18 protein-coding genes are annotated in these 23471 nt (G+C 27.3%); 2 read left to right on the top strand and 16 right to left on the bottom strand.

Annotation, left to right across the window (positions count from 1 at the left end; translation table 11 throughout):
• Window positions 1-44 precede the first annotated feature (44 nt).
• The 10 genes from JJC01_06735 to JJC01_06690 all read right to left on the bottom strand — a co-directional run bounded on the left by JJC01_06735 (window position 45) and on the right by JJC01_06690 (window position 11887).
• The gene (locus JJC01_06735; protein UDN59546.1) at window positions 45-356 is read right to left on the bottom strand and encodes an antibiotic biosynthesis monooxygenase; all 312 of its coding nucleotides are present in this window, start codon (window positions 354-356) and stop codon (window positions 45-47) included.
• Window positions 357-434: 78 nt separating this feature from the next.
• Window positions 435-1253 carry a helix-turn-helix transcriptional regulator gene (locus JJC01_06730; GenBank protein ID UDN59545.1) on the bottom strand — a complete coding sequence of 273 codons (819 nt, stop codon included), beginning with the start codon at window positions 1251-1253 and terminating at the stop codon, window positions 435-437.
• A gap of 99 nt (window positions 1254-1352) precedes the next feature.
• The gene (locus JJC01_06725) at window positions 1353-1877 is read right to left on the bottom strand and encodes an ECF transporter S component (GenBank protein ID UDN59544.1); all 525 of its coding nucleotides are present in this window, start codon (window positions 1875-1877) and stop codon (window positions 1353-1355) included.
• Between the two features lie 25 nt (window positions 1878-1902).
• Complete coding sequence (locus JJC01_06720) at window positions 1903-3045, bottom strand: alanine--glyoxylate aminotransferase family protein (GenBank protein UDN59543.1); 1143 nt, start codon at window positions 3043-3045, stop codon at window positions 1903-1905.
• A gap of 321 nt (window positions 3046-3366) precedes the next feature.
• Window positions 3367-5751, bottom strand: coding sequence for an FtsX-like permease family protein (locus JJC01_06715; GenBank protein UDN59542.1), 2385 nt, complete (start codon window positions 5749-5751; stop codon window positions 3367-3369).
• The gene (locus JJC01_06710) at window positions 5744-6427 is read right to left on the bottom strand and encodes an ABC transporter ATP-binding protein (protein UDN59541.1); all 684 of its coding nucleotides are present in this window, start codon (window positions 6425-6427) and stop codon (window positions 5744-5746) included. Before JJC01_06710 ends, JJC01_06715 begins: the two co-directional genes overlap by 8 nt.
• Before the next feature lie 115 nt (window positions 6428-6542).
• Window positions 6543-7853: a HAMP domain-containing histidine kinase gene (locus JJC01_06705; GenBank protein ID UDN59540.1), complete on the bottom strand. Its 1311-nt coding sequence runs from the start codon at window positions 7851-7853 to the stop codon at window positions 6543-6545.
• Window positions 7847-8554 (bottom strand): response regulator transcription factor, encoded by a 708-nt coding sequence (locus JJC01_06700; protein ID UDN59539.1) that lies wholly within the window; start codon window positions 8552-8554, stop codon window positions 7847-7849. The genes JJC01_06705 and JJC01_06700 overlap by 7 nt, the downstream gene beginning before the upstream one ends.
• Before the next feature lie 333 nt (window positions 8555-8887).
• Window positions 8888-10795, bottom strand: a complete 1908-nt coding sequence (locus JJC01_06695) for a bifunctional metallophosphatase/5'-nucleotidase (GenBank protein UDN59538.1) — start codon at window positions 10793-10795, stop codon at window positions 8888-8890.
• Window positions 10796-11002: 207 nt separating this feature from the next.
• Window positions 11003-11887 (bottom strand): DUF4846 domain-containing protein, encoded by an 885-nt coding sequence (locus JJC01_06690; protein UDN59537.1) that lies wholly within the window; start codon window positions 11885-11887, stop codon window positions 11003-11005.
• Window positions 11888-12093: 206 nt separating this feature from the next.
• On the opposite strand from JJC01_06690, the gene JJC01_06685 reads away from it, so the two are divergent.
• Complete coding sequence (locus JJC01_06685; GenBank protein UDN59536.1) at window positions 12094-13011, top strand: ribonuclease Z; 918 nt, start codon at window positions 12094-12096, stop codon at window positions 13009-13011.
• A gap of 177 nt (window positions 13012-13188) precedes the next feature.
• Here JJC01_06685 and JJC01_06680 read toward each other — a convergent pair whose 3' ends face one another.
• The gene (locus JJC01_06680) at window positions 13189-14523 is read right to left on the bottom strand and encodes a CoA-disulfide reductase (GenBank protein ID UDN59535.1); all 1335 of its coding nucleotides are present in this window, start codon (window positions 14521-14523) and stop codon (window positions 13189-13191) included.
• A gap of 338 nt (window positions 14524-14861) precedes the next feature.
• Between JJC01_06680 and JJC01_06675 the strand changes: the two genes are divergently transcribed.
• A complete protein-coding gene (locus JJC01_06675) occupies window positions 14862-16250 on the top strand; it encodes a cation:dicarboxylase symporter family transporter (protein ID UDN59534.1) in 1389 nt (462 codons plus the stop codon).
• 58 nt (window positions 16251-16308) lie between these two features.
• Here the strand turns inward: JJC01_06675 and JJC01_06670 are convergent, their stop codons facing one another.
• From JJC01_06670 to JJC01_06650, 5 genes are read right to left on the bottom strand one after another with little or no spacing between them, the layout of a single operon-like run.
• Entirely contained in the window at window positions 16309-17517 is a 1209-nt protein-coding gene (locus tag JJC01_06670; protein UDN59533.1) for a hypothetical protein, read from the bottom strand.
• 15 nt (window positions 17518-17532) lie between these two features.
• Window positions 17533-18951 carry an MBOAT family protein gene (locus JJC01_06665; protein UDN59532.1) on the bottom strand — a complete coding sequence of 473 codons (1419 nt, stop codon included), beginning with the start codon at window positions 18949-18951 and terminating at the stop codon, window positions 17533-17535.
• Window positions 18952-18967: 16 nt separating this feature from the next.
• The gene (locus JJC01_06660) at window positions 18968-20044 is read right to left on the bottom strand and encodes a hypothetical protein (GenBank protein UDN59531.1); all 1077 of its coding nucleotides are present in this window, start codon (window positions 20042-20044) and stop codon (window positions 18968-18970) included.
• A 10-nt stretch (window positions 20045-20054) separates the two neighbouring features.
• A complete protein-coding gene (locus JJC01_06655; protein ID UDN59530.1) occupies window positions 20055-22358 on the bottom strand; it encodes a glycosyltransferase in 2304 nt (767 codons plus the stop codon).
• 4 nt (window positions 22359-22362) lie between these two features.
• Window positions 22363-23367 carry a glycoside hydrolase family 5 protein gene (locus JJC01_06650; GenBank protein ID UDN60137.1) on the bottom strand — a complete coding sequence of 335 codons (1005 nt, stop codon included), beginning with the start codon at window positions 23365-23367 and terminating at the stop codon, window positions 22363-22365.
• Between the last annotated feature and the right edge of the window lie 104 nt (window positions 23368-23471).

The raw sequence follows: 23471 nt of genomic DNA, 5'->3' as shown, positions 1-23471 counted from the left end.
GCTGATTTATTTTCTTGCTAATTAATTATTTTTTATATCTGACATTATAACTTCCAACTTTTAATTTGTGGAATTATATTCATCTTAACAGTCTGTGCCTTTAGAGCATTTCTAAATTTTTCAGTAGATGTATTTTTAAACATTTTACTAGAAGCACTTTTAAGATTTTCTATAGAATCCCAGTGTTGTATCATAATCCATTTTTGAGTTTTTTCATCATATAAAAGCTCAGTATCAATAAAGCCCGATTGAACAGAGTGAAAATTTATTTCTAAATCATTTACAATCTCTACAAATGCATCTTTTGATAAATTCTCTTCCACATTAAATTCTACTATTTCTGTAATAATTTTCATATACAAACCCTCCTATTTATCTTTCTTACATCATAACAAGAAGTAAATTAAAGGTATTGTAAAAAATCGACAATATAATTATAAATAGTTGTACGTTGTGTTTTCTTTAATAGTTTTATTCTCTTTAATAAATTTAATTGGCGATACTCCTGAAAACTGTTTAAATTCTTTAATAAAATGAGCTTGGTCATAATATTCATTTTCATAAATTAAGTCAAGAAAGTTATTATTTTTAGAGCTATAAATAAGCTGATTACTTACCATTTTAAATCTATATATTTTCCTTAGTATTTTAGGTGTATACCCAGTATATTTTAAACAAGCTCTTTCTAAAGTTTTAATATTTATGTTCATCTCATCACAAAACAATTTTATAGTGCTATATTGATTATTGTATATAAATAAATCTAGGAGATTTATCATCTTATTTATAACCAAATTTTCATCTAATACAGATACTAATATTTTTTCTAAATGTAAAACTATATCTTCTATTGATAATATTTGATTTAATGTACTTTCCAATTTCCCAACAAAACCTTTTGATACTTGTTTTAAGTCAACAAGTTGACCCTTAAACTCTGAAATTGGTATCTTTAAAAATGGATAGAGCCCAAATGGATAAAAAGAAATACCCATCACACGTATATTTCCACGTTGAATAACAAATCCATGCTTATCTCTTATTCCATTAAAATGTATATTACTTGCATTATAATTTTGATTTTCAATCTTATATTCCATAACATCAGAAAGATTAATGATAATATCTATACTATCTGTAGGTAATAACTTATTATTTAGCAATATATTTGATTTTGTTTCAAGGTACCAAATAAACTTTACCCAGGGTTTTAAACGAACATTTCTAACTGCATACCTTGTAACTGATAACATTGTAATTAACCTCTATCCTAAATTTTTTTATCATTATATACTTTATCTTTATATTATACAATATAATTTATCCTATCAAAAACTTAATCTATTCCATATCTATCTTATACATTTTTTTAATGCTTTAGAAATAGGAAGTGCTATTATAAGACCTATTAACACCTGCATTAAATTGCCTGGTATTGAAGTAAGTGGAATTATAAAATTACCATAAAGTATAACCTCTGTTACATAATATCCAAACAACATCCAAATTGATGAAACTACTACTCCTATTACATTAATCAAAAAATTTTCTCCATTCTTGCCATTTGCCCATACAATCTTTCCAAGTAAATACCCCATAATACCTCTAACTATAAATGTAAATGGAGCCCATAGAGTCCACCCAGATATCAAATCAAAAAGAGCCATCCCAATAGCACCTGATAACGCACCTTTTTTACTTCCAAATACTATTGCTGATATAAATAACATTGCTGTTCCTAAATGTACAAGACCTCCATTTATAGATATTGGCAATCTTATATTTATAAACTTGGTTGCAACAAATACTAACGCTATTAATAGTGAAGTTTCTACCAAATCTTTTGTTGTAAATTTCTGTTTAGCTGTAGCTTCCATGCCACATCCTCCTTTTATATTGTGACTAAAAATAATATTTATTAAATAAATCTACTAAACTTCCATTTGTATTAAATTCTAATGCTTTTAAACTTTTATCCAATACATTTAATATGTGAACTATTTTATCAAGACTAGCATTTTCCCCCATATGACCTATTCTCAAAATAGCATCCATATATTGATTTAATGATGTTGCAACAAGTGTATTGTAATTTTTAAGCATATAATCAGTAAGTTTTAATGCTCCTATACTTTCAGGTATTTTTATTGCTGTCACTGTATTAGAATATCCTTCTTCTAAAAACAATTCTAAACCATATTCTTCAACAGCTTGTCTTACACTAGAAGCTATTTTCTCATGTCTACTTAATACCTTTTCCACACCCTCTTCTAGTATATTGTCTAAGGCTCTATCAAGACCCATTATGTCACTTATTGGCATTGTATAAGGGAAATATTTTTTTTCGTAATATCCTTCCCATATACTTAAATTACAATAAAAACCTACTATGTCTGTTTTTCTATTTTTTATACAATTTTTTGCATCTTGACTTATACCAACTATAGTAAGACCCGCAGGTGCAGAAATAGCTTTTTGAGAACCGCCTAATATTACATCTATTTTAGATTCATCTACATTTAACCTTTCACCCACCATACCTGCCACAGAATCCACTACAGTTAAGATTCCATATTCCTTCAATAGCGGACATATCTCACTTACATCATTTAATACACCTGTTGGAGTATCACAATGAACCACTGTTGCATATTTAAAGTTATTATCCTTTTCTAAAAACTTTCTTAACTCATCAACATCTATACTTTTTGTATATTGACTTGAAAAAAGCACATACTCTCCACCATACATTTTTACAAAGTCTTTAAATCCTTCTCCATATATACCATTGTCAATTACAAGAACTCTATCACCCTTCTCTGTCAGTGAAGCACAAGCTGCTTCAAGTCCCAATATTCCTTCACCACTTAATATGTAAATATCATTCTTTGTACCAACTATATTTCCAAACTTTTCACATGTCTTCTTATAAAACTCAACAAAATCAACATCTATATCTGGGTTAGTTGTTTTCTCTGCTCTTATTAGCCTTACATTTTCTCTAGTTTCTGTTGGTCCTGGTGCATAATTAATTTTATTATTCATATATATCAGCTCCTTTTTATTTTCTATACGATTATTATACAAAATTTTCATTTTTCATGGTACAATTTTATATTTTTTTAGAATTGTACCAATACATTTTTTTCTGATAACAATCTTCTGAACATTAAACACACTATCACTTACAACTTAAATTGATAAGTTATATTAATAAGAATTTTATAACAGTAAAAACAACAAAATACAGGACATATGAACATTTAAGCCACTTGCCCTGTATTTGTATATTATTAACCTATTTAACTCTATTTTTATATCTTCTATAATCCTGTTTAAAAATTAAATATAGCTTTTTATATATTTTTATTCACTATATCTTACTCTATCAATAAGAGATTCTTTGTTAAAGCTTCTTCCTATTAAATAAGTTGTTATAAATTGAGCTATAAGGATAAATACAACCATAAATAAAATTGGTACTATTGGTAATGCATATGTTGCATAAGATAATCCAGTTTTTCTTAAAAATACAACTGCAATGTATCCTAATATACCTCCAAAGACAATACTTCCTATCATCATTCTAGAAGTATAATATATAGCTTCTGAATTAAGCATTTTTACTAATTGTCTATTAGTAAGTCCAATTGCTTGAAGCATACCAAGTTCTTTTTTTCTAGTAACTATACTAGTTATCATTGTATTTACAAGATTCATAAATCCAATAACACCTATTATACCAGTTAAAGTATAGCCCATTATTTTTATAAATGAAATCATCATCTTATTTGATTCTATTCTACTATCTAAAAAATCCGCTTCTAAATATCCATTAGATTTAGCAATTTTCTTTATAGCATCTTTAACTTCTTGATATTTTCCTTCTTCAGTATATATTCCAATGGTACTTGTTGTATCATATTTCAAAGTTCTATCTATAAAATCTTTTCCTATACCAAAACTTGGAGTTCCCATAGCTATTGCTTGAACTTTAAATTCTTTTTTTATCTCTTTATCTCCATCATATAGAGTTAATTTTATTTTATCTCCAGCCTTTACACCCATTTCTTTTGCTGTATCAAGGTGAGTAATGACTATTTCGTTTCCTGTTTGTAACCCTTCAAAATTTATTTTTCCATCTATTAGGTTTTTATTTAAATCCTTCACATCATTTTCATTTATGCTCTGTAAAAGGTCATGTTTAAACTCAACATTATAATCCTCCATCCCAATTTTTACAGAATTTCCTAATTCAGTTTTTTTGACTCCTTCTATACTCTTTACTTGGTTTAAAAAGTCTTTACCTAATGGATTATTCATTTGTAGAATATTCAAATTACTTTCAGGATTCTTGTCGCTATCCATTTCATATCCAGTAAATCTAACTTCTATATCATAAGGAAAATGCTCTCTAGCCATCTTCTCAGCATTAAAACTTTCTAAAGCAGTAGATACTGTTATAAATATAGTTCCACTTAACATAAGAGATGTCAGTGTCATATAAGTACGCTTTTTATTTCTTTCTAAATTTGCTTTTGATAAATTCTTTAAATTTATATTTTTATGTCCTTTTCTATCATTTTTACCACTTATTTCATTTCCAGTATATCTTACTGCATCAACTATAGATACCTTTGAAGCTACTTTCATTGGTTTCAAAAGTGATAAAACAACAGATATAAAACTTATTACCACAACCAATAATAGCACTGGTAATTGTGATGATTTTACATCTACATCCATAAATGATTTTATTATAATATTTGCAAGTGCATAACCTAAAATTGTTCCTACTGGTATTGCTATTCCTGCTAATATAAAGCCTTCCTTAAACACTATTGCTTTTACTTGTTTTTTAGTTGCACCAATTGCTCTAAGTTTTCCAAACTCTTGTACTTTAGTAACTATTGAGATGTAGAATATATTGTATATTACCAATATACTAGACAATACAATTACTAAGCCTATAAGAACTCCTCCTATCATTGTTTCACTATCTGGTTTTAAAGCATTTATATAATTTTCATTTACAAGTATATTATTAGTATCTAATCCTATATCATTTGCAATCTTATTTAATTTTTCTTTTGCCTGTTCTATAGATAAATCACTCTTATCTTTTAATTTAACATATATATTGAAATCTTCTTGTGACATATCTCTAGTATTTTTCATATATGTTTCTGATATAATAGCAGAATAATTCTTTCCTGCTTCATATATTTCACTAGTTTCTAAGATTCCAGTTATTATAAATTCTTTTTCTATTCTTTTGTCGCTTTTATAATCATCATAAGGTACTTTTATTTTTTCACCTAATTTTTGACCATGACCTAATGCTTTTAAAGCTCCACTATCTAGTACTATTTCATTTTCTTTTGTTGGTAATTTTCCTTTTATAAATTCAAAATTATTTAATTTTAAACCCTCTTCATTCATATATGATAATGAAATGGTTGTATCATCTTCTAGCTTCTCAACACCCACTCCATTCATTTTTCCAGCTAGTTCAATATCTGCATGATTACTTAATATTTCAGCTTGTTTTTCATTTACATTTGCTAATACTCCTTGATAATTGCCTGAATACTTTATTGTATTTTCCTTTTGATATTCTCTTGTATCGACAATATAAATACCTATAGATGAAAGCATCAATGTTGAAAGTATTATAGTTATTATTATTAATATACTTTTTGATTTATTTTGTTTTACATTACTTTTTGCTATTTTAGTAGTATTAATCATTTTTGTCACCAACCTTTGACACCTTACCATCCTCTATAAATATAACTCTATCAGCCATTTGAGCTATACTATCATCATGAGTTATCATAACCAAAGTTTGACTATATTTCTTAGACATAGACTTTAGTATACTCATAACTTCATCTGATGTTTTGGAATCCAAGTTTCCAGTTGGCTCATCAGCAAGTATTATGGCTGGTCTTGTTGCCAAAGCTCTTGCTATTGCTACTCTTTGTTGTTGACCTCCTGATAATGTATTTGGTAAAACATCGTGTTTATTTTCAAGCCCCAAAGATTTTAAAAGGTCTTTTATAAATTGTTCATCCACAGTTCTACCATCTAGACCGATTGGTAATACTACATTTTCCCATACATTAAGAGATGGAATTAGATTGTAGCTTTGAAATATAAAGCCTATTTTTCTTCTTCTAAATACAGCAAGTTCTTCTTCTTTCAATGTAAATATGTTTTTATTATCAATGTATACCTTGCCAGATGTAGGTATATCGAGACCACCTATCATATGTAACAATGTACTTTTTCCAGAACCAGATTTACCTATTATAGCTACAAATTCACCTTCATTTATTTCTAAATTTACATCATCTAAAGCTTTTACTAAACTTTCTCCTTCTCCATAATGTTTTGATAAACTTTCAGTATATAGTATTTTCATAAAATTATCCCCTCACTCTAAGTTATGTTGCTCCTTAATCATCTACTTCTAATTTGTGGAGCTGTTTATACTTATATAATATATGTAGAGGATTACATTCTCCTTTCAGTAAACATTACATAGTTGTAAGAAACAAAGAAAACTTACTTCCTTTTCCTAGATTAGAAGATACCATGATATTACCACCTTGTTCTTCCAAAATTTTTCTACTTAAATACAATCCTACACCACTACCTTCTATAGATTCAATTTCTTCATCTGTTCCTCTATAAAAACGTTTAAATATGTTATTAAATTCATTTTTTGCAATTCCTTTACCATTATCCTCTATTATGATTTTAAAATAGTTTACAGTCTCTTCTATGGATATATTTACTTCTCCATTTCTTTCTGTATACTTAACAGCATTGTCTAATACATTAAAAATACTTTCCTCAGTCCATTTTTTATCGTGAGGTATAATTCTACTATTAAATTCATTTATTTTTAATGTTATATTTTTAATTCTCGCTTTAGGAGTTATACTTTCTATAGCATTTAAAATAGTACTTTTTATGTCATTATCTTCTTTTTTTATGCTTATCATACTAATCTCTAGTCTTGATATGTTAACTAAAGAATTTATTAAATTTTCCAATTTATTTATAGAATTTTTATTAGTTAATAAAAACTCATGTGCTTCATCTTCGTCTAAGTCTTCTTCTATAAGTAATGTATTATATAATTTTAATGATGCTAAGGGAGTTTTTAATTGATGAGAAATGTCTGTTACTAATGATTTTACACTTTCCTTTTCTTTTTCTAATTTAATAAATTTTATCTTTAAACTTCTATTTAACTCATACAGGCAATTGTTAATCTTACTAAATGTACCCTCTTTAAAATACTCATTATATTCTACCAAATAACCAGAATTATCTAACTTGCTACCTTCTTTTAAATAATTTTCTTGTGCCATTTGCTCCACTATAAAATAAATCTTGCTTAATCTTTTGTTTATGTATCTTATAAAATAATATATTATTCCTGTAACGGCTATAAACATTATTAAAAAAACAAAAATTGATTCTTTAAAAAAAGATTTTAAATATATGCCAAAGTTTTTATCATTTGACATTTTATTTTCTAGCCCATATCCAAATTTTTCAAGTGCTTTTTCTCCAACCTCTGCATTACTATAGTCAAAATTATAAATAGACTTTACTATATCTACCTCATCATCTGGATATTTTTCAATCAACATACCTGCCATACTTTGAGTATTTTTTATTTGATGTTCATATAAAACATATAGTCTATTATATTCAAAAAATATAAATGCAAGTGTTACCACAAGCATGGATAAAATAGAATATATAACAGCCTTTTTCATTATATAGTCCTCTTTAATACTAAAATTTTCTTTGGTATTTATATCTTTTAACATTTTTTTATACTCCTTTCACCCCATATATATCCAACTCCTCTTACTGTTTTTATATACTTAGGTTCAGAAGGATTCTTTTCTACTTTTTGTCTAAGTCTTCTTATATTTACTGCAACTGTATTATCATCTACAAAATTACCACTACTATCCCATAAAGATTCTAATAGTTGTTCTTTGGTCAAAGCTTGCATTGAATTTTCCATCAAATATCTTAATAGTTTAGTCTCTGTTTTACTTAAAATTATTTCTTCTTCCTTGTCATCATTTTTTATAATCAGTTTATTTTCTATATAATAAAAAAACAAATCATCACAAACCAGTAAAGTGTAATTTTTTACTGTATTTACCCTTTTCATAAATGCATTTACTTTTGAGATTAATACCATCAAACTAAATGGCTTTGTAATATAATCATCTGCACCTAAATCATAACCTGTAACAATATCCACTTCTTCATCAAGTGCTGTAAGCATTATTATATAAACATCACTTTTCTTTCTAATCTCCTCACAAAAATCAAACCCACTTCCATCTGGTAAACCTATATCAGAAATAATTAAATTTATATCCTCTTTAAAAAAAATACCTCTTGCCTCTTCTATACTAAATGTATTAAAAACATTGTATCCCTCTTTTTTTAATTTAAAGCTAATCCCTCTATTTAAAGATTTATCATCTTCTAAAAGTAATATATTATTCATGTTTTTCTCCTCCATTATTATGTATACTAGCTAAATTATATCATACTAACTAAGCCATTTTATTTGACAATTTATAAATATTTTTTAATCATCAAGAAGATTTTACACACTTAGATAATAAAATAAACATACCAATAATAAGTTAATAATATATTTGTTTTTAATCAAGGGTACAATTATTGATTCGATATTACTATAAATAAAAAACAAAGGCAATCCAGTATTTAAACATCCAATTACCTTTGCTTAGGTTTGTATTTTATATAATAATTAATACCTATTTATCAATAAATAATTATTAATTCTATTTTATTATTGATTTTATTACTAATTTCATTTTACTTTTTTATTTTTTAAATTTATCTGATTATTATTGAATAAGTAAATTAAAACACTCGAAGCTACAAATATAAACATACTATCTTTGATACCTAAATCGCCTGTTTTAGGAGATTTCTCTTTAATTTCTGCTTTAGATGCTTTTATATTAGAACTTTCTCTAGCTTTCATTTTATCTAAATTTTTACGTTTATTCTCATTTGAGTTTTTAGTATCCTCATTATTTGCACTGTCTTCGCTATCATTTAAATTATCTTCATCACCATTTAATACTAAGTTACTCTCATTACTTTTAATTATCAATTCTTCCTTAGTTTTAATGCTAATTCTTCCATCTACACTCTTGCAGATTTCTTTTTTATACTCTATATACTCAATTACTGCGCTTTCTAAACTTCCAAAATCTTCTAACATTGGTTCTTTTGATAAGCAAGGAAATTCATCTCCACCTAGTGCTATATAATCATTGGTTGCAACTGTATACTCTTTATTCATGTCAAGTGATTTTCCATCTTTCATAATACCAGTTATTTTTTCTCCTTCTTTCTGCTTTGGGTCAAAATAGTATGAGATTCCACCCACTTGTAAAAAGGCTGAATTTTTTTCTGGATACAGTTTTACTCCATGTTCTAAAACACTTTTTATTTGTTCTCCTGTAAGTTTTTTAGTAACTATAGTATTGCTAAAAGGGAATACATCTGCAATACTTCCTATTGTTATATCCCCTTTTTCAATTGTATCTCTTATATTCCCCCCATTAAATAGCGAAATATCTGCTTTAGTTTTATCTAATAAGATATCACCTATTAAATTTCCTAGATTCGTTTCTTTTGTCCTTACATTTTCATATGAGCCATCTAGAGTATTTTTTGTTACTCCTATCACTTTATCTAAAACTTGTTCCTGCTGTTTCTTTATTTCACCAATCTTTTCACTTATGTTAGAATCAAGCTTATACTCTAATGCTTCTTCTTTTTCAATTAATCTTGCTGATTTATTTTCTATTTTTATATGTTCTGTATCATTAGTATCCAATGTTAACTTTACTTCACCAATATGTTCTAGATATTGCCCTGTGCTTACAATCAGTGTATCACCAACCTGTTTACCATTTTCAAACTTAGTGTGGCTATGACCATCAATAATTAAATCAATACCATTAACTTTATTTGCTATATCTATACTATTTGGCTTACTTAAACTATTAGTTCCAATATGTGATATTGCAACTATTACATCAGCACCTTTTCTTTTTAATTCATTTACTTGCTCTTTTGCACTTTCTATAGGATTTCTAAACTCTAATCCTTCTACATTTTTAGAGCCTGTCTTACTTTTTGTTTCTTGGGTTGTAAGCCCAAAAAATCCTATTTTTATACCATATATTTCTTTTATATCATTACTGTCAAATATGTTCTTATCATCTTCAAATATATTTGATGCTAAAAATTTTAAAGTTTTATCTCCTGAATTAGCAATTTTAGATAGCTCTAATAATCTATCCTTTCCATAATTGAAGTCATGATTTCCTGGAGTAATATAGTCATATCCAACACTTTTAATTAATTTAATTGCATCTTCACCTTTATTCATATTTACTATTGGTAACCCATGTAAGCAATCTCCTGCATCTACTAAAATTGAATTTGGAGTTTCCTTTTTTAATGTAGCTAGATTACCTATTTGTATATATTCATCACCTTCAGCATATCTTCCATGTATGTCATTAGTGTGAAAAATGGTTATTTCTTTAGATGAGTTTTCTATTTTGTGCTTAAAGTTATTTAATTGTTCTACACTTTTATAACTTTCTTCAAAACTCTCTAGTCCATAAGAAATAAAACTCTGGCCTGTTGTAATTAGAATTATAATTACTAAAATTAAATATCTTCTAATTTTCAATATAAGTTATCCTCCTAAAATTAGTTTCAGCTTTAAAATAAGACTCTTATTTTAAGATAAAGCTTTTTAGATAAATATTAGAATATATGAAGTTAATCATTTCGATTTTAATATTTATCTATCAATTTAATTTTGTCCATATCCAACAAGTTTTAATCTAGTTACATTTTTTCACACTTATATTTTCATTTATTTTATATGTATTTTTTAGAACCTTTTTAGCTGGTCTCTTTTAAAAGTCCATTGAGGAACTGTTAAATCCCCCTCAAAATTCAAGTTATACCAAGGACTTAAATTTGGTTGTTTACGATTAATAAGAAGCTGAGTTTGTTGAGCAGGCATATAACTTTGAGCTATCATAAAGACCTTTTCTCCGGTTTTTTCATTTTCTGCCATATCCATAATTATACTTGCATGTCCTGGACTGCCTCCAACTATAAAAACATCCCCTATTTTCATATCATCAAGTTGCACAGGTTTTAATTCTTTTTCAAGTGATAAAGTGCCTGAATAAGCAAATACTATATCCATAAATTTTCTAAAACTATCATATGATGTTGAATATTCACTTGCTTTATACCAACTTGAACCACTATCTTTTACTGAAATCCTATATCCTTCTGCCCATTTTGAATACTTAGCCTTAAAACCATCCACAAAGTCAAAGCTTATTTCATCATATCTCTTATTCTGATACAGGTATTCTGCTCTCATAAGCATAATTGCATCTGCACATTGATGCAAATCTCTATCACCAATATTGACATCGAATACACTATCATAGATACCTTTTGATTCCTTAGTTCTACCATCGTAATACTTAACTTTCTCACCATAATTTTTCAACTTAGTATTCCTCAAAAAACTTTCGAAGCTACCTTTTTCTACATCAACCCTTTTAAATCCTTTTGGTGGCTCATACCTATCTTTTAATATATTTTCATCTTTATGTACTACGATAGATTGCTCTTCTTTTTTAGAATTTTGAATATGGTTAGAACCTTCAACTGTTTTTTTACTTTCCCCATTACTGCATCCAACTAAAGTCAACATCATCAATGATAAAATAGTAATTTTCTTTGACAGTTTCATTAGATTTACCTCCTATAAATTTTTCAAAAATAAATGCAAAGTTACACTTATAGAGTTCTTGTATACTATTATACAAAATTTCTATTTACTAATATTTCTTGACTCAAATGCACATTTATTGTTGTATTTAATGTTAAAATAATTATAATAGGATATCATAATAAAAACAAACAACAGATTTGTGTTAATTTTAGAAAGGGGAAAAAATGATAGATTTAACTTTACTTGGATGTGGTGGAAATGTACCCATGCCACATAGATTTTTGTCTTCTGTATTCATGAATTATAAAGGCAGAAAAATACTAATTGATTGTGGTGAAGGCACTCAAGTATCTATGAAGTTGAAAAAATGTGGCTTTAAAGATATAGACTTGATTTGTATAACACATTTACATGGTGACCATATATTTGGACTTTTAGGGCTTCTATCAACGATTGGAAATAGCGGTCGTACAAGTGATTTAACTATAGTTGGTCCTATTGGAATAATTGATTGTATTCGTTCTATGAGAAATTTAGTAGAATACATACCCTATACTTTAAAAATTATAGAAAATCCTCAAGGTAGTTTTTCTTTAGATAATGAGTATTTGAAAAACATAGAGATTTCAACAATCCATTTAGAACACTCTATAGAGTGTATAGGATACAGTTTTAATTTTAAACGAAATCCTAAATTTGATATAAATAAAGCAACTCAAAATAAAGTTCCTAAAACAATATGGAAAAATCTTCAGGATGGTCAAAGTGTAGTTTTAAATTCAAAAAAATACACTCCAGACATGGTTTTAGGAGAACCAAGAAAAGGAGTTAAAGTAAGTCTTACAACAGATACAAGACCTATAGACTCAATACCTAACTTTATAAAAGATAGCGATTTATTTATATGTGAAGCTATGTATGGTGATGATTTAGATATTTCAAAAGCTGTCAAAAATAAGCATATGACTTTTAGAGAAGCTGCAAACCTTGCAAAACTAGGAAATGTTAAGCAACTTTTATTGACACACTTTAGCCCATCATTAGATATGCCTAACATGTACTTAGAAAATGCTACTAATGTTTTTGAAAATACGATTATTGGTGAAGATAGACTTAGCTTACACTTAAATTTTGATGAATAATTAATTTTACAGCTTTAGTAAAAATTATACTTAATAAAAATTTAGGAATGAACTTACCTTAGATAAAATTATTTTAGGGTAAACTCATTCCTTTAATATTTATTACTGTTATTTAATTTATTACTGTTATTTAATTTATTAATAGTTACTTAATTATTAATAGTTATTTAGATAAAATTATTTAGATACATTTCCAGCTACATTTAATACATCCCAGGTTCTTGCAAATGGTGGAGCATAACATAAATCTAACATCCCAAGTTGACTTGTGGTCATTTTTCCAAAGATAGCAGCTGCCAACACATTAGTTCTTTGAACAGCATCTTTAAAACCAGCTACTTGTCCACCTAAAATAACTTTTGTCTCTGCATCGTAAATAAGTTTTACATATATTTTATTTCTTCCAGGATAATAGTGAGTTTGATTATAATCAGAAATAAATTTGGATTTGAAGTTTAATCCCAAATCACTAGCTTGTTTCTCTGTAATTCCAGTTGAGGCAGCCTCCATATCCATAACCTTTATACAACTTGAGGATAGAGAACCTTGATAAGAGACTTCTTTACCTGCTAAGTTTTCTCCTACTATCCTACCTAATTTATTTGCTCCAGTTGCTAAAGGTATATATGCATTTTCATTACTCACTATATTCTTTATAGTTGCACAATCACCAGCAGAATATATATCTTCAACAGAAGTCCTGCCATATTCATCAACTACTATAGCTCCATTTTTTAATGTTTTTATATTTGTATTTTGTAAAAATTCCGTGTTAGGTTTTACACCAGTAGCAATTATCACAACATCTGTATCTATTGTGCCTTTATTTGTTATTACTTTTTCCACTTTATCTTTTCCAGACAATTCTACAACTATCTCATCCAAATGCAATTTTACATCGTGATTTCTTATTTCATCCTCTAAGACATCTGTAATTTCCTTATCAAATACTTGTGGTAATATTCTCTCTTCCAATTGAACTACATGTACATCTTTACCTAATTTTTTGCATGCTTCAACTGCTTCTAATCCTATAAATCCAGCACCTATTATTGTTACTTTTTTTATTTCTTTTCCACTTAATAATTTTTTTAGATATTCTCCATCATATAGGCTTTTTAGTGTAGAAACATTTTTTAAATCTATATTTTTTATAGGAGGCAGAATGCTTCTTGCCCCAGTTGCTATCATCAATTTATCATAGTAATCTTCGTATATCTCATCTGTTTTTACATTTTTTATTTTTATTTTCTTAGACTTAGTATCAACTGCAACAACCTCTCTAAATATATTTAAATCAATGCCCGATTCTCTAAGTTTTTCAGGTGTTCTTGCCAATAAATCATTAGCATCATCAAAAAAACCACCTACAAAATATGGCAACCCACAAGCTCCAAAAGACACTATTTCAGTTTTTTCATAAACTACAACCTCGTATTCAGGTTTAATTCTTTTTAATTTCGCTGCAGCACTCATACCAGCTGCAACACCACCAATTATTATTACTCTCATTTTATCTCTCCTTAGACGTCTAATTAATTTCTCTACTTAGTTTAAACTTTTCATTTAATATCTATTCTATGTATATATTTTCATGATAACTTTAGTTATTTTTTTAACATCTTTTTATTTGAAATCAAATTTTATAAAAGTTGTTCTTACATCCATTAATCTAATTCAAAGTCTTTAAACATATATTATACCCCCTTTTCATCTATTTAATCATATTTTGATAAATTAAATTATTTTATTCTATCTCGGTAAATTGTGATATAATATTGACATTTTTTTAATATATTGATATCATTTAAGCTTAGAAAAATTTATTTTTAGACAAAGGAGAAAAAATATTGGAAAACTCATTCTTATCACAATTTCTTATGATTACAGATTTTAAAACGATTTTTTTCATATTATTACTTATAGGTATATTTTTTATTGTTAGACAATTTGAAAAGAAAAAAATCAAATTTTCATTGAGAACAATATATGCTACAATAATTGGTCTTATATTGGGAATTATTATTCAAGCTTTTGCTGGTTTTCCTACTGATACAACTCAAATTACTTGGTTACAAGAAGTAAGCAAATGGTATAGTTTATTTGGTTCTGGATTTATGGACTTATTAAAAATGTTAGTAATACCTTTAGTTTTCTTATCAATTATAAAAGTAATTATTAACATGAAAGATAATAACCTTGGAACTTTGACATTTAAATCTTTAGGAATGCTCCTTATTACTACGGCTATAGCAGCAATTGTTGGAATTGTTGTTGCAAACACGATGAGATTAGGAGTAGGAGCTGATTTATCCAGTTTAGGTGGAAATCAAGAGCTTAAGGAAATAAACTCTCTTGTAGATACTTTAAGAGGATTATTACCATCAAATCCTGTAATGGCTATGGCAAATGGAAATATTGTAGCTACAATAATATTTGCTACATTTATAGGTACCTCAGTAAAGAGACTAAGTAAAAAACATTTTGAAACTATAAATCCATTTATAGATTTTATAGAAGCATCTTACAAGATAATTGTTAGTGTATCTATGACTGTTATCAAATTTATGCCTTATGCTGTAGTTGCACTACTTGCTAATACAATAACTTCACAAGGTATTAGTTCAATAATTTCTGTTTTATATTTTATATTAGCTCTTTATATATCAGTTGCAATATTATTTGTTATACATTTAATTTTTATAACTTTAAATGGTCTAAATCCTATTACTTATATAAAAAATTCAACTGAAGCTCTACTTCTAGCATTTACTTCACGTTCTAGTTTGGGAACATTACCTGTTACGATAGAAAGTTTAGTACAAAATCACGGAGTTGATGAGGGTGTATCAAGCTTTACAGCAAGTTTAGGTGCAAACATGGGTATGAATGGTTGTGCTGGCATATATCCTGCTTTAATGGCTGTTACTCTTGCTAATATGGCTGGAGTAAATATGGATATCAGTTTTTATGTTATGCTGTTAATTGTTATAACAATTAGTTCACTTGGAATAGCAGGTCTTCCAGGAACTGCTACAATAGCTGTTTCAGTTGTTATTTCTGGAGTAGGTCTTGGCTCTTATTTCCCACTAGTTGGTGGAATACTTGCAATAGACCCTATACTAGATATGGGACGTACAATGATAAATGTCAATGGTGCTATGGTATCTTCAATTACTGTAGGTAAGTCACTTGGAAAAGTTGATAAAGAAGTATTCAATAAGAAAAACATTTCTTAAAAAATATTATAAAAATAAATGGCTAACATAGTACAAAGTTAGCCATTTATTTTTTATTTTATTTACAAAATGGAAAAAATTCTTTTGTAAGGTTTTGAGGATATACAGATATAAAAACAAAGTCATAATCTTGAGACTTTGCATATTCTAATATATCTCCATCATAGTATCTAGGGTCTATCATATCCATAGTTGAACAAACAGAAGAAAAGAATGCTGCTGTTGGTACAATTAATGAGTCCTTAACAAATAACACTTTTAATCCTTCTGGATTTTCTATATTTTTAATTTTAACTAGTGGACGATTCCCCAATAAGTATGTAAAATATTTATCTGATTGTCCATCCATTAAATTAAGGTCAGCATTAAAAGGGTATGATAATATCAAACTCTCTTCAAACCTTCCTTTTAATTCAAATTTTTGAGATTTAGAATCTGTATAGTATGTATAATTCGTCTTAAATTTAGGATAAATTAGTGTAAAATCATCTATTCCACCATATAAAATTCCTGTCTTCCTTCCCATAGAACCAAGAAATGACCTAGGATATACAATCGAATTATAGTTTTCTTTATCTCTATAATAATAATTTTCATCTAATTTCATGTTATATTTTTTATTAAGCTGTTCAATCAATTCTCCAAATGCCCAAAAAGAAGTCTCTACTTTCCAATGGTGGTCTGTTTTAAAGAATAACTCATCTTTTGAAATACCACTTTTTAAAATATTTTTTCTAAAATCTATATAGTCAACATTATCATTTTTTAGTTCATTTAAAAAATTATCTGCTGTCTCATTACTATAGGAATAAGGTATGCCTTTAGGAAACTGTGTTACTCCTTTTATATATTTATCTGGAGTCATTAAATAAACTAATTTAGTATTTTGTTTATCCATTTCCTTAGAGAACTTACTTACTCTGTCTGACAATAAATCAACTTGATTTGGAGATTTAGCAAAATATGTGTAATGCATTTTGCCAGAAGTATCTTTCACAACACTAAACTTTGAAAATTCATTTTTACCCATTAGTTTTTGCAAATATCCATAAGTTTCAATAAAAGTATTTTTATATATCACTTTGTCATTTACTGTATTATCAATAGACGATATAGTATCCTTTAAACTATTCTTATCATTAATTGATTTTTTTATTTCTTGTATCATATCTTTTCCAGAATAACAGATATTAGAGATAGAGAAGGTGAATAAAACAACTAAGAATATAATTGTAGTTATTAGCCTTACTTTAAAAAATCTATTCATACTTTTCCTCCTCAGCTAAAAATTAAAGTAAATAAATGGATTATAACTTCCAGTTACTAAATATGTCACAGAAATAAAGAACAATAAAATAGAACAAATTGGATAAAATAAATTAAATAATGTACTGTATTTAGCTTGTTCAACAACAAATTTATTAACTTTTTTTGCAATAGGTACACTAAAAATAAATGCAAATATAAAGAAAATCAAATATTCTTTCAAGAACATATATGTATAGTCACTCCACATAACTCCACTTGCACCAAACATAGCTTTAAAATAGTTATATGCTTCATTTAAATTTGGAGCTCTAAACAGTACCCATCCAAAGTTTACTACTAGTAAAGTATAAATATGTTTTATGAGATTATGATTTTCAATCTTTTCAAACATTATAAATCTCTCTATAATTAAAAAAACAAAATTCAAAATCCCCCAAATCACAAATGTCCATTCTGCACCATGCCATATTCCAGTAAATAACCATACTATAAACATATTTCTAATCATAATGTCTTTATTTAAAACTCTAGAACCACCAAGTGGAAAGTATATATAACTCTTAAACCACATTCCTAAAGAAATATGCCATCTTCTCCAAAACTCAGAAATTGATTTTGAAATATATGGATAATTAAAGTTTTCTTCAAATTTAAAACCAAACATAAGACCTAAACCTATGGCCATATCTGAATACGCAGAAAAGTCAAAAAATATTTGTAAAGTATAAGCTATTGAACCAAGCCAAGCCAACGATGTAGCTATTGAACCTTGACTATTCATAGTGTAAATATAATCTGCTACTATTGCCATATTATTAGAAATTAATATTTTTTTACCTAAACCAGTTATAAACCTACATGTTCCAATAGAAAATTTATTCCAAGTTTCTTTTCTGTTATGAATTTGTTCTGCAACACTTTCATATCTAACTATAGGCCCTGCTATTAATTGTGGGAAAAAAGCTATATATAATCCTACATAAAAAGGATTCTTTTGAACTTCTCCATGTCCACGATAAACATCTATAACATAAGACATTCCTTGAAAGGTAAAAAATGAAATACCTATAGGTAAAACAATGCTTGGAATCGCAAGTTCTGTATTAATAAGCGAACTAATATTTCTTAGTGCAAAAGCTAGATATTTAAATATAAATAGAACACCTATATTATATATACACATCAAAATCAAAATAATCTTTACTTTTACTTTACTTTTTCTATATCTGTCTACTATCAAACCAAATATATAATTCATTATTATAGAAGCTATCATAATAACAACAAATTTCGGCTCTCCCCAGGCATAAAAAAATAAACTAACAATAAGTAATATCATATTTTGGATTGTCCGATTAAATCTAAATAAATAATATAATACCAAAGTTATTGGTAAAAAATAAAATAAAAAAATCAAACTTGAAAATAACATGCTATACCTCCTCTCTTTACTCAGTTTTTAAGTGTTTTTTCCAATATAAGTATATCCCTAAGCATATTGCTAATAAGGATATAAATAAAATGCGAATAAAATTTACACTATTATTCATAGCATTTACTGTTTTCATATTTTGTACGGTTGGTGATTGTTTAGGTGATACTAAGGTATACGGAACACCATCTTTATCTTTTTGATTAATACTCCAAGACTGAGTCAATACTATCTTCTTTCCAACTTTAAACTTGTCATCAACATTAACTTTTAAAATAATTTCTCCAGGTTGTACTTCATTATTTAATGTTAATTTACCTTCCTGAGATATATTTACATTGTTTTGTTTTTCTACAAATGAGTACTTAATTTTTGAACTCTGTTCCAGTCCTGACACTTTATATTGACTTATACTTTGACCCAATACAGGTATTTGTACTTCTTCATCACCAATTATTTTAATATTATGCAAGGATTCAAGTTGCTCCTCTAAAAGTAAAGATACTTTTCTTATAGTAATAACATTATGTTCTTCACTAGATGGAATAAATGTGATTCCCCACCCGTTAATATCTGATAGAACATCTGAATCTAACATGACATTATTTTTATCATTTATAAAACTGCTAAAATTCACATAAATTTTTCCCTCAAACTCACCTGGTATATCTATGCATCCATCTTTTATTTTATCTGAATATATTATATTTTGATTTTCAATAAATATTTCGCTACCTTCTTTTAACTTAAAGTCAAGCGTATCCTTACTTTGTATGTTTAAATTAATTCGCTGAGGACTTTTATTCTTATTTTGAATCTCAATATAAAAATTATGGAATACATTCCAGTCATCTTTTATATTTTTATAAATATATAGATAACGTTCTTTATTATTTTTAGAACTATCTGTCTCTATTTTTATACTTGTATTTTCATGTATGATGTTAGCACTTAAATTACTTTCCACCTTTTTAAAAGATAAATCTAAATTTTTATTACTTATTCCTGAACTTGTAAAAGTACTGTTTATAAAAAAAATAAACACTAAAATAAAATATTTTAAATAACACAAAAATACTTTTAAAATTTTCATTTTATCTCTCCTAAATATATTTCATTGGCTCAAACTCATCTGTGCATTCGTCTTTCTTTTCATTAGGTTTTGAAATTATAATTGTTTTATGTTGTAATATCCACTCCATCATTTCCTCTCTTAAAAATAAATTTTGCATTATACTATCAATATTATTTACTTTGTATAAAACACCCCTCATATCGGCTTTACCTTCACATAAATCACACTCAAGTATAATATTTTCATTAAGTTCTATTTCTATTTTTTGAGGATAAATATCTTTATTTTCAAAACCTAGTAATACATACTGATAATTAAAATTTACCAGTTTTACCTTACCTATATTTTCTATATCACTTTGGAAATTTGTATTAATTCTTGGACTTCTTCTCGATAAAGTTTTAGATTTTTCAATACGTTTTTTTACATTAATTTGCAAGTCATCAAAAAAACCTAATTGATTAGATATTGTCATTGGCAAAGTCGGCACCCTATCATGAACAATACACATCCAATTATCAAATTGATTATCTTCAATGTGTGTAATGTAACATGCATACTTCCACTTTGAGTTTATTTCCACAACATTAACTATCTTTGCCTTCATACTGGCTATATATATTTCATTTCCTGATTTTTCTTTAAACTCTACCTCAAATTCTTCTGGAGAAATATACTCTGGATTTTCCAACAAAAACGCAAATCCATTTTCTGATATATCAATTGTTTTTGAAGAAAGAATGTACGAATTTTGCTTTAGTTTAAAATCAATTTCAGCAACATAACGCTCAGATTTTCTTAATTGTTGTCTTCCTGATATAAACAGCATGGCCATAACAAGATTAAAAAGATTTCCAATTAACCAAAACAGTACGACTGAGTATGTCATTGAATTCATTTTAAATATTGATATAAACATCTTTAAGATTCCTATTATAGATAGCACTATGTATATAAAATATGGTGCTCCTTGCAAAACCTTATATATTCTTTTTTCTTCTGCTTTACTCTTATTGGTCACTGAAAATTTATTCTTAGATATTGCAAATGTTTCAAGTATTACTGCTGGCATTAAAGACTGAAACATTATAGTTTCATATATATTAGTCCATCTTGTGTTTCTTATATTTTGAGAAAATATTTTAAGGGATAAACTACTTAAAATATACATAGGTAACCAAAATATCAATACTTGAAGTAATGTGCATTTTACAACAATTACATTAAAGACTGAAAATAAAATGGGAGCCATTATATAAGTAAAGCGTTTTATACTTGCATACCAATAAGTAATTGAAGAAATATAACTTATTTTCTGCCAAAATCCTAAACCTTTTCTAAACAAAATATTCAATCGTCTACCTGTCTGTATGCATCCACGTGCCCATCTTTCACGTTGTTTAATAAGGCTTTTTAAATCTATTGGAGATAATCCTGATGCATGTACTTCTGGAATAGCATAGCATCTATATCCTTTACTTTGAATTAAAATACCTGTTGCAAAATCTTCTGTGATAGAAAAAGTATAAAATCCTCCAACTTCATCTAAAGCTTCTCTTGAAATAACTGTATTACTACCACCATAAATTACAGAATTGGTTTTATTTCTAGCTAATTGAATATCTCTATAAAAATAATCTTGTTCATTTGGAATTCTACCTTCAGAGTGTAAATTAAATTGAAATAAATCTGGATTATAGAAACTTTGTGGTGTTTGCACAAAACCAATCTTTTCGTATTGTTCTTTTTCTCCATCTTTTTTAGCCTGTTCATTTTTTAAAAAGTATGGTACTGTATCAATTAAAAAATCATGCATTGGTATCATATCTGCATCAAATGTAGCAATCAAAGGAGAGTTTGTATGCTGCATTGCATTATTTAGGTTTCCAGCTTTGGCTCCTTCTCTTTCTGTTCGAGTTATATAATTGACACCCATTTTTTCTGACAGAAGACGCATTTCTTCACGATTACCATCATCACATATATATATATGTACCTTTTTCTTATCAGGATATTGCATATGAAGACATCCATTTATTGTTTTTCTTACCAAGTCAACAGACTCATTATATGTTGCAATAAATACATCCACAGGTAGATAAAGTTCTTCACTTATAATTGGCTTTTCAGGATACTCAATATTAGACATTCCATAATAATGTACAAACATTTCCATCATCCCTATTAACTCCACTGAAAGTAGTATTATCGCACAAATTAATGCAAACATCCCTTCTTCTTTAGGTATTGTATAAAAAATTCTCCACAATATATATATAATATTAGTAATAATAGTTAAGGTTATAAGTACCTTTTTTGAATTTTTCTTCATCAAATCACCTCTTTCCTACTAGTGCATTCAATATCTCTTCATCCCAAGTACCTTCAACTTGATTATATATTCCAAATCCAGAGGCAAGTTCCCAGTAAGCCCATGAAAAATTTCGTTTTTCAGCCTCTTCTCTTACTGCTTTTATCCAAGCTACTCTTGAAGCTTCTGGTGCCTCTTTTGTTATTCCAAACTCTCCCAATAAAACTTTTACATTATTTTTATTAGCCCATTTCTCTACTGTATCAAATCTTTTCTTTAGATACTCAAGTTGTTCATTTGTTCCTTCCCAAGTAATATTGCTTAAGTTCTCAAACCCTTTATGATAGATATTTCCTTGGAATGCAAAATCATTTGGTTCATAATAGTGAAATGAAACTACTATATTAGAGTTTTTAGGAATATTTAAATCCTTTAAATAATCAATTTGGTAGTAATTGTATGGACCCACTATAATTGTCCTTTTAGGATTAGTTTTTCTAATTATATTTATAGCTTCTTTAAAGTATTCATTTAGTAACTGTGGAGATAGGCTTTCTTTAGGCTCATTTAATAATTCAAAAACCAATTTTTTATCATATTTTTGATATCTATTAGCTATTTGTTGCCATATTTTTAAAAACTTCTCTTTATTAGTTTGTGGTTCTTTCATAATGTCTTCAAAGTGATGTAAATCTAACACAACTACTAACTCTTTATCCAAAGCATACTTTATATGCCCATCAATCTTTTTGAAGAATTCTTCATCAATTTTATAATCATTAGAATCTGAGGTGTAATCAGAAAATCTTACTGGTATACGAACTGTATCAAAACCTGCCATTTTTATATCATCAAAATACTTATTTGACATTTTAACATCCCAAGGAAAATTTTTTGGTGATTCTAACGCATTACCTATGTTTATTCCTCGTTGCATTGTAACTTTATCGCTATCTCCTCTTATTATAAAATAAAATCCAATAAAAGCTATACTCAAAAAGGCTGCTATACTAATACCTATTCTTTTTATGTTCCTCTCCCCCTAACTTATTTTTTGTATAATATTACTTTACTAGTTTTAGTCTATCTATAGAAGCTTTAATATCATTAGTACCCTATTATAACAAATTAAAT

Origin of the sequence: Clostridioides sp. ES-S-0010-02, assembly GCA_020641055.1 — a bacterium.
Classification (GTDB): Bacteria; Bacillota; Clostridia; order Peptostreptococcales; family Peptostreptococcaceae; genus Clostridioides.
The sequence above is the reverse complement of the archived record's forward strand: the minus strand, read 5'-3'. Positions and strand labels throughout refer to the sequence as shown.

Excerpts from the sequence above, each read along its gene's own strand:
- JJC01_06685 (UDN59536.1), top strand. The coding sequence starts at position 12,094 with ATGATAGATTTAACTTTACTTGGATGTGGTGGAAATGTACCCATGCCA.
- JJC01_06735 (UDN59546.1), bottom strand. The coding sequence starts at position 356 with ATGAAAATTATTACAGAAATAGTAGAATTTAATGTGGAAGAGAATTTA.
- JJC01_06710 (UDN59541.1), bottom strand. The coding sequence starts at position 6,427 with ATGAAAATACTATATACTGAAAGTTTATCAAAACATTATGGAGAAGGA.
- JJC01_06725 (UDN59544.1), bottom strand. The coding sequence starts at position 1,877 with ATGGAAGCTACAGCTAAACAGAAATTTACAACAAAAGATTTGGTAGAA.
- JJC01_06655 (UDN59530.1), bottom strand. The coding sequence starts at position 22,358 with ATGAAGAAAAATTCAAAAAAGGTACTTATAACCTTAACTATTATTACT.
- JJC01_06680 (UDN59535.1), bottom strand. The coding sequence starts at position 14,523 with ATGAGAGTAATAATAATTGGTGGTGTTGCAGCTGGTATGAGTGCTGCA.
- JJC01_06730 (UDN59545.1), bottom strand. The coding sequence starts at position 1,253 with ATGTTATCAGTTACAAGGTATGCAGTTAGAAATGTTCGTTTAAAACCC.
- JJC01_06690 (UDN59537.1), bottom strand. The coding sequence starts at position 11,887 with ATGAAACTGTCAAAGAAAATTACTATTTTATCATTGATGATGTTGACT.
- JJC01_06665 (UDN59532.1), bottom strand. The coding sequence starts at position 18,951 with ATGTTATTTTCAAGTTTGATTTTTTTATTTTATTTTTTACCAATAACT.
- JJC01_06660 (UDN59531.1), bottom strand. The coding sequence starts at position 20,044 with ATGAAAATTTTAAAAGTATTTTTGTGTTATTTAAAATATTTTATTTTA.
- JJC01_06705 (UDN59540.1), bottom strand. The coding sequence starts at position 7,853 with ATGTTAAAAGATATAAATACCAAAGAAAATTTTAGTATTAAAGAGGAC.
- JJC01_06700 (UDN59539.1), bottom strand. The coding sequence starts at position 8,554 with ATGAATAATATATTACTTTTAGAAGATGATAAATCTTTAAATAGAGGG.
- JJC01_06715 (UDN59542.1), bottom strand. The coding sequence starts at position 5,751 with ATGATTAATACTACTAAAATAGCAAAAAGTAATGTAAAACAAAATAAA.
- JJC01_06670 (UDN59533.1), bottom strand. The coding sequence starts at position 17,517 with ATGAATAGATTTTTTAAAGTAAGGCTAATAACTACAATTATATTCTTA.
- JJC01_06720 (UDN59543.1), bottom strand. The coding sequence starts at position 3,045 with ATGAATAATAAAATTAATTATGCACCAGGACCAACAGAAACTAGAGAA.